Annotated in this window: 11 protein-coding genes and 1 tRNA gene; all 12 read left to right on the forward strand. The window is 49.5% G+C overall.

The window, feature by feature from the left end; all coding sequences use genetic code 11:
• Nucleotides 1-142: 142 nt before the first annotated feature.
• The 12 genes from A9165_RS14865 to fusA all read left to right on the forward strand — a co-directional run bounded on the left by A9165_RS14865 (nt 143) and on the right by fusA (nt 15,326).
• Nucleotides 143-219 (forward strand) — tRNA-Trp (locus tag A9165_RS14865).
• An 82-nt stretch (nt 220-301) separates the two neighbouring features.
• Nucleotides 302-676 (forward strand): preprotein translocase subunit SecE, encoded by a 375-nt coding sequence (gene secE, locus A9165_RS14870; protein ID WP_008609614.1) that lies wholly within the window; start codon nt 302-304, stop codon nt 674-676.
• 3 nt (nt 677-679) lie between these two features.
• On the forward strand, nt 680-1,219 hold the full coding sequence (nusG, locus tag A9165_RS14875) for a transcription termination/antitermination protein NusG (protein ID WP_197408409.1): 540 nt from the start codon (nt 680-682) through the stop codon (nt 1,217-1,219).
• Between the two features lie 121 nt (nt 1,220-1,340).
• Nucleotides 1,341-1,769 carry a 50S ribosomal protein L11 gene (rplK, locus tag A9165_RS14880; RefSeq protein ID WP_008609611.1) on the forward strand — a complete coding sequence of 143 codons (429 nt, stop codon included), beginning with the start codon at nt 1,341-1,343 and terminating at the stop codon, nt 1,767-1,769.
• A 3-nt stretch (nt 1,770-1,772) separates the two neighbouring features.
• Nucleotides 1,773-2,474, forward strand: a complete 702-nt coding sequence (rplA, locus tag A9165_RS14885; protein ID WP_008609609.1) for a 50S ribosomal protein L1 — start codon at nt 1,773-1,775, stop codon at nt 2,472-2,474.
• A gap of 273 nt (nt 2,475-2,747) precedes the next feature.
• Entirely contained in the window at nt 2,748-3,242 is a 495-nt protein-coding gene (rplJ, locus tag A9165_RS14890; protein WP_008609608.1) for a 50S ribosomal protein L10, read from the forward strand.
• Nucleotides 3,243-3,303: 61 nt separating this feature from the next.
• Nucleotides 3,304-3,669: a 50S ribosomal protein L7/L12 gene (gene rplL, locus A9165_RS14895; RefSeq protein ID WP_008609607.1), complete on the forward strand. Its 366-nt coding sequence runs from the start codon at nt 3,304-3,306 to the stop codon at nt 3,667-3,669.
• Between the two features lie 172 nt (nt 3,670-3,841).
• Nucleotides 3,842-7,867, forward strand: coding sequence for a DNA-directed RNA polymerase subunit beta (rpoB, locus tag A9165_RS14900; protein ID WP_008950789.1), 4,026 nt, complete (start codon nt 3,842-3,844; stop codon nt 7,865-7,867).
• Between the two features lie 66 nt (nt 7,868-7,933).
• Nucleotides 7,934-12,109 carry a DNA-directed RNA polymerase subunit beta' gene (gene rpoC / locus A9165_RS14905; protein WP_065956476.1) on the forward strand — a complete coding sequence of 1,392 codons (4,176 nt, stop codon included), beginning with the start codon at nt 7,934-7,936 and terminating at the stop codon, nt 12,107-12,109.
• 148 nt (nt 12,110-12,257) lie between these two features.
• On the forward strand, nt 12,258-12,632 hold the full coding sequence (gene rpsL, locus A9165_RS14910; RefSeq protein WP_008950791.1) for a 30S ribosomal protein S12: 375 nt from the start codon (nt 12,258-12,260) through the stop codon (nt 12,630-12,632).
• A 90-nt stretch (nt 12,633-12,722) separates the two neighbouring features.
• The gene (gene rpsG / locus A9165_RS14915; RefSeq protein ID WP_008950792.1) at nt 12,723-13,193 is read left to right on the forward strand and encodes a 30S ribosomal protein S7; all 471 of its coding nucleotides are present in this window, start codon (nt 12,723-12,725) and stop codon (nt 13,191-13,193) included.
• Between the two features lie 27 nt (nt 13,194-13,220).
• Nucleotides 13,221-15,326, forward strand: coding sequence for an elongation factor G (gene fusA, locus A9165_RS14920; protein ID WP_008950793.1), 2,106 nt, complete (start codon nt 13,221-13,223; stop codon nt 15,324-15,326).
• The last annotated feature ends 80 nt before the right edge of the window (nt 15,327-15,406 follow it).

A 15,406-nucleotide genomic window follows, 5' to 3' on the forward strand; every position in this document is an offset into this window, starting at 1 on the left:
AAGGCTCCGTAAGGGGCCTTTTTTGTCACTATTTCGCCATCGAAACACCATTCAGGGTGCAAGCCAAGCTTGTTTTAGTCTGCTGAGACAGTATAATGAGCGGCTATTTAACGACAGTGTTGCGAGTCGTTGGTAACTTTACAGGGGCATAGTTCCAATTGGTAGAACAGCGGTCTCCAAAACCGATGGTTGGGGGTTCGAATCCCTCTGCCCCTGCCAAATTTCGCGCCCGGCAGTAAGCCGGGGCTATTATGTTAAGTTTGTGAATAACATAATTAAGTTTAATTAAGTGAGTGGAAGCATGAGCGCAGTAAGCGAAACACCAAAAAGCGGATTAGACCTGGTCAAGTGGCTGTTAGTTGTCGTTATCCTGTCTCTGATCGTAGTTGGTAACTATATTTATGAGTTGTCGACCTTAGAACGGGCCATTGCAATAGTGGTGCTAGTCGCTGCTGCCGGTTTTATTGCCGCGCAAACCACCAAAGGTAAAATTTTCCTGAATTTCGCCAAAGAATCCCGTACTGAAGTTCGCAAAGTAGTATGGCCAACCCGCCAGGAAACGATGCAAACGACATTAGTGGTGATTGTTGCGACCATTATTATGGGTCTAATTCTATGGGGACTGGATGCCATTTTATTGCGCGTCGTCTCATTCTTTACCGGACTGGGGATTTAAGTCATGGCAGGAAAAATGCGTTGGTATGTCGTTCAGGCGTTCTCTGGGTTTGAGCAAAAGGTTGCCACCTCGCTGCGCGAACATATCAAGATCCATCAAATGGAAGATAAATTCGGTGAGGTATTAGTACCCACCGAAGAAGTGATTGAAATGCGCGCCGGTCAAAAGCGTAAGTCAGAGCGTAAATTCTTCCCTGGCTACGTGCTGGTGCAAATGGAAATGTGTGAAGAGGCCTGGCACTTAGTGAAAAGTGTGCCGCGGGTATTAGGTTTTATTGGTGGTACTTCAGATCGTCCGGCACCTATTTCAGAAAAAGAAGCCATGACTATCCTGAATCGCCTGCAAGACAATGCCGATAAACCGAAGCCGAAAACATTGTTCGAAGCCGGTGAAGTGGTGCGGGTAACTGAAGGTCCGTTTGCTGACTTTAATGGTGTGGTAGAGGAAGTTGACTACGAAAAGAGCCGCGTAAAAGTGTCGGTGTTAATTTTCGGTCGCGCGACACCAGTAGAATTAGAGTTCGGTCAAGTCGAGAAGGCTTAATAATAAGCTTGTAACGGGGCGCAGATTAAAATATAATCTGCGCCCTTTTTATCGTAAGGGAAGCCGTTTGAGTAAGTGTCCTCGCACTTACAAGGCAAAGACCCACTAACAGAGGTGAAACATGGCAAAGAAAGTCACTGCACTTATTAAACTGCAGGTAAAAGCCGGTATGGCAAACCCGTCGCCACCAGTTGGTCCGGCGTTAGGTCAGCACGGTGTTAACATCATGGAATTCTGTAAAGGCTTCAACGCCCGTACAGAGAGCCTGGAAAAAGGCATGCCTATTCCAGTTGTTATCACAGTATATAGCGACCGTTCATTCACATTTGAAACCCGCACTCCACCAGCGTCTTTCTTATTACTGAAAGCTGCTGGTCTGAAAGGTGGTTCAAGCCGTCCAAACACCCAGAAAGTTGGTAAAGTTACTGCTGCTCAGATCGACGAGATCGTGAAAGTAAAACAACCAGACTTAACAGCTGCGGATCACGCTGCTGCCGTGCGTACTATCGAAGGTACTGCACGTTCAATGGGCTTAGTGGTGGAGGGCTAATAGATGGCTAAATTAACTAAACGCGCTAAGTTAATCCGTTCTAAAGTTGATTCAACTCGCGAATATGAGATCAACGAAGCTGTTGCGCTGTTAAAAGAATTATCAGCTGGCAAGTTCGTAGAAAGCGTTGACGTAGCAGTTAACCTGGGTATCGATGCCCGTAAATCTGACCAGAACGTACGTGGTGCTACTGTACTGCCGCACGGTACTGGCCGTACTGTTCGTGTTGCTGTGTTCACCCAGGGTGCTAACGCAGAAGCGGCTAAAGCAGCCGGTGCAGACATCGTTGGTATGGAAGACTTAGCTGAACAAGTTAAGAAAGGCGTTATGGATTTTGACGTTGTTATCGCTTCTCCAGATGCGATGCGCGTTGTTGGTATGCTGGGTCAGATCTTAGGTCCTCGCGGCCTGATGCCTAACCCGAAGACCGGCACTGTTACTCCTAACGTTGCTGAAGCAGTTAAGAACGCTAAAGCAGGTCAGGTACGTTACCGTAACGACAAGAATGGTATCATCCATTCAACCATCGGTAAGCTGGATTTCGACGCTGACAAGCTGAAAGAAAACTTAGAAGCCTTACTGGTTGCGCTGAAGCGTGCTAAGCCTTCAGTAGCTAAAGGTGTGTATATCAAGAAAGTGACTATTTCTTCTACACACGGTGCAGGTTTAACCCTGAGCCAGGCTTCGTTAAGCGCTGCTGTTTAAGCGCTTTACAGCTAAGGGCAGGTTAATTTATAATCTCGCCCTCTTTTTTCGGGTAGAAGCGGTTGTTGTTTAGGCAATTAATCGCTTCCGTCCAAGACCGTAGGTGTTACGCTGTTTCGATAGCCGTAACTTAATAAACCAACCTACGCAGACGGTGTAGGCCCCAGAACGAATTATATTCTTCTGGTCTCACCGTAAATCGCGCGCTGGCAACCGTCAGCGATGTGTAGGCAACCGAACATTATGTTCGGATGAACCAGGAGTTAAGAGCCAATGGCTATTAAGCTTGATGACAAAAAAGCAATTGTTGCTGAAGTCCAGGAAGCTGCCAAAGGTGCTTTATCTGCGGTAGTCGCAGACGCTCGTGGTGTCACTGTAGGCAAAATCACTGCGCTGCGTAAGCAAGCGCGTGAAGCAGGTGTATGGGTAAAAGTTGTCCGTAACACCTTAGCTCGCCGTGCAGTAGAAGGCACCGAGTTTGAGTGTCTGAAAGATGTATTCGTAGGCCCGACTTTAGTTGCGTTTTCTAAGGAGCACCCAGGTGCTGCAGCGCGGATCTTCAAAGATTTCGCGAAAGAAAACAAAAACTTCGAGCTGAAAGGTGCAGCTTTTAATGGCGCCACAGTGAACGTTGAACTGTTAGCCTCGTTACCAACTTACGACGAAGCTATCGCACGTTTAATGAGCACTATGAAAGAAGCAGCAGCCGGCAAACTTGTACGTACAATTGCCGCGGTTCGCGACCAAAAACAAGAGCAAGCCGCGTAATTTTACGTTTGGTTTGATAAAGTTTAATCGGGCCAAGGCCCACAATTTAGGAATCTGAGCAATGTCAGTGACTAAAGAGCAAATCTTAGATGCAATCGCAGCAATGTCTGTAATGGAAGTTGTTGAATTAGTATCTGCAATGGAAGAGAAGTTTGGTGTTTCTGCCGCCGCTGCCGTAGCTGTTGCTGCTGGCCCAGCTGCTGCTGTTGAAGAGCAAACTGAGTTCACCGTAGTTCTGGCTGGTGCCGGCGCTAACAAAGTAGCTGTTATCAAAGCAGTTCGCGGTGCTACCGGTTTAGGTCTGAAAGAAGCTAAAGACCTGGTTGAAAGCGCTCCAGCGCCAATCAAAGAAGGTATCTCTAAAGCAGAAGCTGAAGCCCTCAAGAAAGAACTTGAAGAAGCTGGTGCATCTGTTGAAGTTAAATAATCTGGTGCAAACCAGATTAGCTGCCTGAATTTCAGGCCGGGCTGGTGATGAATTAATCACCGGCCTTTTTGCGCTGTGGGACAATGATTTCCCCACCCCTCTAGTTATCGTGTCTGGTAACTAAAACCACCGAAAAGTGGTTGGGAAAAAAATCAGCAAGCTGAGGAACCCCATGACTTACTCTTATTCTGAGAAGAAACGTATCCGTAAGGACTTCGGCAAACGTCCGGAAGTATTGGATGTGCCATACCTGTTGTCGATTCAGATCGAATCATTCAGCAAATTTATCGAGCCAGATCCGGAAGGTGAATACGGTTTGGAAGCCGCATTCCGCTCTGTATTTCCAATCAAAAGTTATTCAGGCAGCGCCGAATTACAGTACGTAAGCTACCGCATTGGGGAACCCGTGTTTGACGTCAAAGAATGTCAGATCCGAGGTGTGACCTACTCAGCGCCGTTACGGGTGAAGCTGCGCATGGTGTTATTCGATAAAGAAGCACCAGGCACCATCAAAGACATCCGTGAGCAGGAAGTCTATATGGGTGAAATCCCATTAATGACCGAGAACGGTACCTTTGTTATCAATGGTACTGAGCGGGTAATTGTTTCTCAGCTGCACCGCAGTCCGGGTGTATTCTTTGACCATGACCGTGGTAAAACTCACTCCTCAGGCAAAGTACTGTATAACGCTCGGGTCATTCCATACCGTGGTTCCTGGTTAGATTTTGAATTCGACGCCAAAGACAGTCTGTTTGTGCGGATTGACCGTCGCCGTAAATTACCTGCGACCATTTTGTTGCGTGCTTTAGAATTCAGCACCGAAGAAATTCTGGCTACTTTCTTTGAGAATACCCGCTTTGATATCAAAGACGGCAAGATTCTGATGGAAGTAGTACCAAGCCGTCTGCGCGGTGAAACAGCAGCTTTTGATATTAAAGATAACGATGGCGAAGTGATCGTAGAACAAGGCCGTCGTATTACTGCCCGTCACGTCCGTCAGTTAGAGAAAACTGGCTTAACGATGATGGAAGTACCACATGAATATGTGGTAGGTCGGGTGCTGGCGAAAAATTACGCTGACCGTTCAACCGGAGAGATTATTGCCGAGGCGAACGCAGAGCTCACACTGGAGCTGTTAGCAAAACTAAGCAAAGCCGGCTACGACAGTTTTGAAACCCTTTATATTAACGATCTGGATCAGGGTGCCTATATCTCTGAAACTTTACGGATCGATCCAAGCAGCAACCGGATGGAAGCGCTGGTAGAAATCTACCGTATGATGCGCCCGGGTGAACCGCCAACGCGCGAAGCTGCTGAAACCTTATTTGAAAATCTGTTCTTCTCTGAAGATCGTTACGACCTGTCTACAGTAGGCCGGATGAAGTTTAACCGTCGTGTTAGCTTCGAAGAGGGCGTAGGTACTGGCGTACTCAGCAAAGAAGATATTCTGGCGGTAATGAAAGTCCTGATCGACATCCGTAACGGTAAAGGCGAAGTGGATGATATCGACCACTTGGGTAACCGCCGCATCCGTTCAGTCGGTGAAATGGCTGAAAACCAGTTCCGTGTTGGTTTAGTACGTGTTGAACGTGCTGTGAAAGAACGTCTGTCGTTAGGCGATTTAGACGCAGTAATGCCACAGGATCTGATCAACGCCAAGCCAATCTCTGCTGCGGTGAAAGAGTTCTTCGGTTCCAGCCAACTGTCACAGTTTATGGATCAGAACAACCCACTGTCAGAAGTGACGCACAAGCGCCGTATTTCTGCCCTTGGCCCGGGCGGTTTAACCCGTGAGCGCGCCGGTTTCGAAGTTCGTGACGTACACCCAACGCACTATGGTCGGGTTTGTCCTATCGAAACACCTGAAGGTCCGAATATCGGTCTGATTAACTCGTTATCGATCTTCGCTCAGACTAACGAATATGGCTTCCTGGAAACGCCATACCGCCGGATTGAAAATGGCGTGGTGACTGACGAAGTAGATTTCCTGTCGGCGATCGAAGAAGGTAACTTTGTGATCGCTCAGGCTAACGCTGAGTTAGACGAGAACAACCGTATCGTTGAAGGCTTAGTACCTTGCCGCTTTAAAAACGAATTTACGCTGATGCCATCATCGGACGTTCAGTATATGGACGTTGCACCACAGCAGATCGTATCTGTTGCCGCTGCTTTGATCCCGTTCCTGGAACACGATGACGCTAACCGGGCACTGATGGGCTCGAACATGCAACGTCAGGCGGTACCAACACTGCGCGCTGATAAGCCGTTAGTCGGTACCGGTATTGAGCGCGTGGTAGCGAAAGACTCAGGTGTTACCGTAGTGGCGAAACGCGGTGGTACTGTTGACTATGTTGACGCCAGCCGTATCGTGATCAAGGTAAATGAAGATGAAATGGTACCAGGCGAAGCCGGTATCGATATCTACAACCTGACCAAATACACCCGTTCGAACCAGAACACCTGTATTAACCAACGTCCTTGCGTTAACCACGGTGAGCCAATTGAGCGTGGCGATGTGTTGGCTGACGGTCCTTCTACCGACTTAGGTGAACTGGCCTTAGGTCAGAACTTACGCGTGGCATTCATGCCGTGGAACGGTTACAACTTCGAAGACTCGATTTTGTTATCTGAGCGTTTAGTGCAAGAAGATCGCTTAACCACCATCCACATTCAGGAATTAAGCTGTATCGCTCGTGATACCAAGCTTGGGCCTGAAGAAATCACTGCCGATATTCCAAACGTAGGTGAGTCTGCCCTGTCGAAGTTGGATGAAGCCGGTATCGTTTATATCGGTGCGGAAGTGAAGGGTGGCGACATTCTGGTTGGTAAGGTCACACCTAAGGGTGAGAGCCAGTTAACACCGGAAGAGAAGCTGTTACGCGCCATCTTCGGTGAGAAAGCCTCTGATGTTAAAGACACCTCACTGCGGGTACCAAACTCAGTAACAGGTACTGTTATTGACGTGCAGGTATTTACCCGTGACGGCGTTGAGAAGGATAAGCGCGCCCGTGAAATCGAGGAAATGGAAATCAAACAGGCTAAGAAAGACCTGAATGAAGAATTCCGTATCCTGGAAGCCGGTATCTTCAGCCGTGCCCGTAACCTGCTGGAGCAAAGCGGTTTTGAGCGTAGCAAGATCGATGGCTTAAAAGGCGACGCACTGTTTAACTTAAGCCTGTCGGATGAAGATAAGCAAAACGACCTTGAACAGCTGGCTGCCCAGTACGAAGAAATTCGTATCGAGTATGACAAGAAGTTTGAAGCCAAGCGCCGTAAGATTGTGCAGGGCGATGACTTAGCACCTGGCGTGCTGAAGATCGTTAAGGTGTATCTGGCGGTGAAACGTCGTATTCAGCCTGGCGATAAGATGGCCGGCCGTCATGGTAACAAGGGTGTGATCTCGACTATCGTGCCTGTGGAAGATATGCCATATGACGAGAAAGGTCAGCCGGTTGATATCGTACTGAACCCACTGGGTGTACCATCGCGGATGAACATCGGTCAGATCCTGGAAACACACTTAGGCTTAGCGGCCCGTGGTATCGGCGACAAGATCGACGCCATGATCAAAGAGCAGAAAGAAACGGCGGAAATCCGTGACTTCCTGAAGAAGGTATATGCGCTGGGTGAATCACGTCAGAACGTGGATATCGAGAGCTTCAGCGATGATGAAGTACGCCGTTTAGCCGAGAACCTGCGTAAAGGCTTACCTGTAGCAACGCCGGTGTTTGATGGTGCCAAAGAGTCAGAAATCAAACAACTGCTGGAGCTGGGTGACCTGCCGTCAAGCGGTCAGATCACGCTGTATGATGGCCGTACCGGTAATACTTTCGAGCGGAAAGTCACGGTTGGTTACATGTATATGCTGAAGCTGAACCACCTGGTTGACGATAAGATGCACGCCCGTTCTACCGGTTCGTACAGTCTGGTTACGCAGCAGCCGCTGGGTGGTAAGGCGCAGTTCGGTGGTCAGCGCTTCGGTGAGATGGAAGTGTGGGCGCTGGAAGCTTACGGTGCAGCTTACACGCTGCAGGAAATGCTTACCGTTAAGTCTGACGACGTCAACGGTCGTACCAAGATGTATAAGAACATCGTTGACGGCGACCACAGAATGGAGCCTGGCATGCCAGAATCTTTCAACGTACTGATGAAAGAAATCCGTTCGCTCGGTATTAATATCGAATTGGAAGAGGAATAAACCGACCTTGAGTTGGCGGGGCAGTGAGCTGCCCCATTCCGGTTTACCTCTTACAGGAGAGCAAAGGTGAAAGACTTATTAAAGTTTCTGAAACAGCAAACTAAAACTGACGAGTTTGATGTTATCCGTATCGGTTTATCCTCGCCGGACATGATTCGTTCATGGTCATTCGGCGAAGTGAAAAAGCCAGAGACGATCAACTACCGTACCTTTAAACCCGAGCGTGACGGTTTATTCTGTGCCCGGATCTTCGGGCCGGTAAAAGACTATGAGTGTCTGTGTGGTAAGTACAAGCGCTTAAAGCACCGCGGTGTGATCTGTGAAAAGTGTGGCGTTGAAGTCACCCTGACCAAAGTCCGTCGTGAGCGCATGGGTCATATCGAGCTGGCCAGCCCGACTGCCCATATCTGGTTCCTGAAGTCACTGCCAAGCCGTATCGGTTTATTACTGGATATGACGCTGCGTGATATCGAGCGCGTGCTGTACTTCGAAAGCTACGTGGTAACCGAGCCAGGTATGACGTCGCTAGAGCGTCGTCAGATGCTGACCGAAGAAGAATATCTGGACGTGCTGGAAGAGCATGGCGATGAGTTCGAAGCCAAGATGGGTGCAGAAGCGATTCTGGACTTATTAAAAGGCATTGAGCTGGCGACTGAAATCAAGCAAATGCGCGAAGAGTTGCCAACCATTAACTCAGAAACCAAGCGGAAGAAAATCAGCAAACGTCTGAAATTAATGGAAGCTTTCCATACTTCTGGTAACAAGCCAGAGTGGATGATTATGACTGTACTGCCAGTGTTACCGCCGGATTTACGTCCGTTAGTACCGTTGGACGGTGGTCGTTTCGCAACCTCAGATCTGAACGATTTATATCGCCGGGTTATTAACCGTAACAACCGTTTGAAGCGTTTGTTAGACCTGTCTGCGCCGGACATTATCGTACGTAACGAAAAGCGGATGTTACAGGAAGCTGTTGATGCGCTGTTAGATAACGGTCGTCGCGGCCGTGCGATCACGGGTAGCAACAAGCGTCCGCTGAAGTCACTGGCTGACATGATTAAAGGTAAACAGGGTCGTTTCCGTCAGAACCTGTTGGGTAAGCGTGTAGACTACTCAGGCCGTTCGGTAATTACAGTAGGTCCTACGCTGCGTTTACACCAGTGTGGTCTGCCGAAGAAAATGGCGCTGGAACTGTTCAAGCCGTTTATCTATGGCAAGCTGGAAGCCCGTGGTTTAGCGACGACGATCAAAGCTGCCAAGAAAATGGTAGAGCGCGAAGAAGGCGCGGTATGGGACGTACTGGACGAAGTCATCCGTGAACATCCGGTACTGTTAAACCGGGCACCAACACTGCACCGTCTGGGTATCCAGGCATTTGAGCCGGTACTGATTGAAGGTAAAGCGATTCAGCTGCACCCCTTGGTGTGTGCGGCCTATAACGCTGACTTCGACGGTGACCAGATGGCGGTGCACGTACCGTTAACCCTGGAAGCACAGTTAGAAGCCCGTGCGTTAATGATGTCAACCAACAACGTGCTGTCGCCAGCGAACGGTGAGCCAATCATAGTACCATCGCAGGACGTTGTTCTGGGTCTGTACTATATGACCCGCGAAGCGGTAAACGCGAAAGGCGAGGGCATGCTGTTCAAGAGCCCGAAAGAAGCCGAGAAAGCGTTCCGTGCCGGAGTTGCCAGCTTACACGCCAAAGTCAAAGTGCGGATGACCGAAGTGACCATCCATGAAGATGGCACTAAGACCTCTGAGACAGCAGTTAAAGACACCACTGTTGGCCGGGCCATTCTGTATTCGATCCTGCCGGAAGGTTTAAGCTTTGATGCGGTGAACCAGGCGATGGGTAAAAAGCAGATTTCCCGCCTGTTAAATGGTGCTTACCGCCGTATCGGTCTGAAACAAACCGTTATTCTGGCAGACCAGATTATGTATACCGGTTTCCACTACGCGATGTTATCGGGTGTGTCGGTTGGTATCGATGATATGGTGATTCCAGCGGCGAAGACTGAAATTATCGACGCAGCTGAGAAAGAAGTAGAAGAGATCCAGGACCAGTTCCAACAGGGTCTGGTTACCGCTGGTGAAAAGTACAACAAAGTTATCGATATCTGGTCGACAGCCAACGAAGCCTTGTCTAAGGCGATGATGGATAACCTGTCGAAAGAGAACGTGGTTGATCGCGACGGTAATACCGTACAGCAGCAGTCGTTTAACTCAGTGTATATGATGGCCGACTCTGGCGCCCGGGGTTCACCGGCGCAGATCCGTCAGCTGGCAGCGATGCGGGGCCTGATGGCTAAGCCGGATGGTTCGATCATCGAAACGCCGATTACGGCGAACTTCCGCGAAGGTCTGAACGTATTACAGTACTTTATTTCAACCCACGGTGCCCGTAAGGGTCTGGCGGATACCGCACTGAAAACAGCGAACTCAGGTTATCTGACGCGTCGTCTGGTCGATGTGGCACAAGACTTAGTCGTAACAGAGCACGACTGTGGTTCTGAGCAGGGCATTATCATGAAGCCGCTGATTGAAGGTGGTGACGTGGTAGAAGGTCTGCGTGAGCGGGTACTGGGCCGGGTAGTGATTGGTGATATCATCGCGCCAACCACTGGCGAAGTGCTGGTGACAGATGGCACCATGCTTGATGAGCAGCTGTGTGATCTGATTGAGAAAAACTCAATCGACGAAGTGCACGTACGCTCTGTTATTACCTGTCAGACCGACTTCGGTGTTTGTGCTAAGTGTTACGGCCGGGATCTGGCGCGCGGTCACCTGATTAACCCAGGTGAGGCGGTAGGTGTTATCGCAGCGCAGTCAATCGGTGAACCTGGTACCCAGTTAACGATGCGGACTTTCCACATCGGTGGTGCGGCATCACGGGCATCAGCTGAAAACAGTGTCCAGGTGAAGAACGCCGGTACCCTGAAGCTACACAACGCCAAGTTCGTCCGCAATGCCGATAACAAGATTGTTATCACTTCGCGTTCAGCTGAAGTCACCGTATTCGATGAATTAGGTCGTGAAAAAGAGCGTTATAAGCTGCCGTACGGTTCGATCCTGACGACAGACGATAATGCCAAGATCACAGCAGGCCAGATCGTGGCGAACTGGGATCCGCATTCACACCCAATTATCGTTGAGCGCGGCGCTAAGGTCTCGTTCAGTGATGTTGACGATACCAACACTGAAGTACAAATGGATGAGCTGACCGGCTTAACCCGTACTGTAGTGAAAGACCTGGCCAAAGCGAACGCTAAAGAGCCGAAGTTGATTCTGGCAACCGACGATGGCGGCCTGCAGGAAATTCGTCTGCCAAGTTTCACCACTATTGAAGTGGCGGATGGCGATAACGTGGTTACCGGTACTGTACTGGCACGTATTCCTCAGGAAAGCTCGAAGACACGGGATATTACTGGTGGTCTGCCGCGCGTTGCTGACTTGTTCGAAGCGCGTAAGCCAAAAGATCCTGCCATCCTGGCTGAGATTTCAGGTGTTATCGGTTTTGGTAAAGAAACCAAAGGCAAGCGCCGTCTGGTGATTACACCGGATCAGGGTGAAGCTCATGAAGAGATGATCCCGAAATGGCGTCAGGTCAATGTGTTCGAAGGCGAGCGTATTGAGAAAGGTGAAGTCCTGTCAGAAGGTCCGGAGTCAGCACATGACATCCTGCGTCTGCGTGGTATTCACCATGTTGCCAGCTACATTGTGAACGAAGTACAGGACGTTTACCGTCTGCAAGGTGTAAAGATCAACGACAAGCACATCGAGACCATTATCCGGCAGATGCTGCGTAAGTGTGTGATCACTCACCCAGGCGACAGTGAATTCCTGGAAGGCGAACAGGCTGAAGTGGCCCGTGTGAATATCGCGAACCGTGAACTGGAAGCCGCCGGCAAAATGCCTGCGCAGTACGAGCGTGTACTGTTAGGTATTACTAAGGCGTCTCTGTCTACGGACTCCTTCATTTCTGCGGCCTCGTTCCAGGAGACCACCCGCGTTCTGACCGAAGCTGCTGTCGGCGGTAAGGTTGACGAACTGCGTGGTCTGAAAGAAAACGTTATTGTTGGTCGTCTGATCCCGGCCGGTACTGGTTTTGCTTATCACCAGAACCGTGCCCGTCAGCGTGCCGGCAACAATGATGTTGTTGAACCGGTAATGAGTGCAGAGTCGGCCGAACAGGCACTGACCGATGCACTTAATATGGATTTATCGGGCAACGACGAGTAAGCAAGGAACAACACCTGCCGGCATTAAAATTCCGGCAGTGTGCTTTGTAACTTGACAGGTCAAAGCTTGACCATTAGAATTCCGCGGCCTCATTCTCGGGGGCGGAATTTTTCACGTTTATTGGGTATATATTAACCAGGAGTATTTAATGGCAACAATCAACCAGCTAGTGCGTAAGCCGCGCAGCCAGAAGGTAGCCAAGAGCACCGTTCCGGCGCTTGAAGCTTGCCCGCAGAAGCGTGGTGTTTGTACCCGTGTATACACCACTACACCTAAGAAGCCAAACTCAGCATTACGTAAAGTATGCCGTGTTCGTTTAACCAACGGATTCGAAGTAACTTCTTACATCGGTGGTGAAGGCCACAACCTGCAGGAACACAGCGTAGTGCTGATCCGCGGTGGCCGGGTAAAAGACCTTCCGGGTGTGCGTTACCACACCGTACGTGGCACCTTAGACTGTGCAGGCGTAAAAGATCGTAAACAAGGCCGTTCTAAGTACGGCGCCAAGCGGCCTAAGAAGTAACGGTACTCCGTTAGTAAGGCCAAACTAAACAACTTTTTTTCATTACTGTATTAAAAGTTTTGGAATCACCTGAAGCAATCGGAGTTTCGAATGCCTAGAAGACGCGTCATCGGTCAACGTAAAATCCTTCCAGATCCTAAGTTCGGAAGTGAGTTACTTGCCAAATTTGTTAACGTCGTAATGGTCGACGGTAAAAAGTCCATCGCCGAATCAATTGTATACGGCGCTTTAGAAATTGCAGCTACGAAATCTAAGAAAGAGCACATCGACCTGTTCGAAGTGGCTCTGGATAACATTCGTCCGTCTGTTGAAGTTAAATCACGTCGCGTGGGTGGTTCTACCTACCAGGTACCGTGTGAAGTTCGTCAGGTGCGTCGTAATGCTTTAGCCATGCGCTGGTTAGTAGAAGCTGCCCGTAAACGTGGTGAAAAATCTATGGCTCAGCGTCTTGCAGGCGAGATGCTGGATGCAATCGAGAACAAAGGTTCAGCGGTGAAGAAGCGTGAAGACGTGCACCGTATGGCCGAAGCGAACAAAGCGTTCGCACACTTCCGCTGGTAAGAATTTCTTAACTGAGGGGAAATTATTGTGGCACGTACAACTCCAATCGAACGTTACCGTAACATTGGTATCTGTGCTCACGTTGATGCCGGCAAAACCACGACATCCGAGCGGGTCCTGTTTTATACAGGCCGCTCGCATAAGATTGGTGAGGTGCATGACGGCGCTGCAACTATGGACTGGATGGAACAGGAGCAGGAGCGGGGTATTACTATTACCTCGGCTGCGACGACAACTTTCTGGTCTGGTATGCAGCAGCAGTTTGAACAGCACCGCATCAATCTGATCGATACCCCGGGCCACGTTGACTTCACTATTGAAGTTGAGCGTTCACTGCGGGTGTTAGATGGTGCTGTGGTAGTACTTTGCGGTTCATCCGGCGTCCAGCCACAAACCGAAACGGTTTGGCGGCAGGCGAATAAATACGAAGTTCCTCGCATGATCTTCGTAAATAAGATGGACCGTACAGGTGCTAACTTCCTGCGCGTAGTTAAGCAGGCTAATGACCGCCTGAACTCGCGTTGCGTGCCTATTCAGCTGCCTATTGGTGCTGAAGACCAGTTCAAAGGTGTGATTGACCTGATTAAAATGAAGGCAATCAACTGGAACGAAGACGATCAGGGTATGACCTTCACTTATGAAGACATTCCAGCCGATATGGTTGCAGAGTGTAACGAGTGGCGGCAGAACATGATCGAAGCGGCCGCAGACGCCAGTGAAGAACTGATGGATCGTTATCTGGAAGGTGAGGAATTCACTGAACAGGAAATCCGTCAGGCATTGCGTGACCTGACCTTACGCAACGAGATTGTGCTGGTTATGTGTGGTTCAGCCTTTAAGAATAAAGGCGTTCAGGCCATGCTGGATAACGTAGTCTACTTCCTGCCTTCACCGACTGAAGTTAAAGCCATCCGCGGTATTTTGCCGGATGAATCAGAAGGTGTGCGGATTTCAGGCGACGACCAGCCCTTTGCGGCCCTGGCATTTAAAATCGCCACTGACCCCTTCGTTGGTACCCTGACTTTCTTCCGGGTTTACTCAGGTGTGGTTGAGTCTGGCTCAGCCGTATACAACTCAGTAAAAGACAAGAAAGAGCGGATTGGCCGTATCGTACAGATGCATGCTAATTCGCGTGAGGAAATCAAAGAAGTTCGGGCGGGTGATATTGCCGCGGCTATTGGTCTGAAAGACACCACCACAGGTGATACCTTATGCGATCAGGATAACCCGATTATTCTGGAGCGGATGGAGTTCCCTGAGCCGGTAATTTCTGTCGCAGTTGAACCGAAAACCAAAGCCGACCAGGAGAAAATGGGTGTAGCCCTGAGTAAACTGGCAGCGGAAGATCCGTCTTTCCGGGTGCATACCGATGAAGAGACCGGGCAAACCATTATCTCGGGTATGGGCGAACTACACCTCGATATTATCGTTGACCGCATGAAGCGCGAGTTCAAGGTAGAAGCGAACGTGGGTAAACCACAGGTTTCTTACCGCGAAACCCTGCGTGGTCAGACGGAAGTCGAAGGTAAGTTTGTTCGTCAATCTGGTGGTCGTGGGCAGTTTGGTCACTGTTGGTTACGCATTGAACCATTACCGGAAGGCGAAGGTTATAAGTTTGAAAATGCCGTGGTCGGTGGGGTAATTCCAAAAGAGTTTATTCCGGCAATCGACAAAGGTATTCAAGAGCAGATGAAAAACGGCGTATTAGCGGGTTATCCGGTAATCGACGTTAAAGTCACGGTGTTTGACGGCTCTTACCACGATGTTGACTCCAGTGAAATGGCTTTTAAAATCGCCGCTTCAATGGGCTTCAAAAAAGGTGCGTTGCAGGCCAAGCCTGTGCTACTGGAACCTATTATGAAGGTTGAAGTAGTGACACCAGAAGACTTTATGGGTGACATCGTTGGCGATTTGAACCGTCGGCGCGGTATTATCAATGGCATGGAAGACGCACCAGGTGGCATCAAAATTATTGCTGCTAATGTGCCTTTGTCGGAAATGTTTGGTTATGCCACTAACATGCGCTCACTGAGTCAGGGCCGTGCCTCCTATTCGATGGAGCCACTGAACTATCAGGAAGCACCGAGTAACGTTACTGAAGCCATTATCGCTTCACGTAAAGCATACGATTAACGATTAACAGGCCCGGTTTTGGCCGGGTCTAATTTTTGACTAAGAAGGGTCTACACATGGCTAAGGCTAAATTTGAACGC

It is taken from the genome of Alishewanella sp. HH-ZS, assembly GCF_001704375.1.
GTDB classification, from domain to species: Bacteria; Pseudomonadota; Gammaproteobacteria; order Enterobacterales; family Alteromonadaceae; genus Alishewanella; species Alishewanella aestuarii.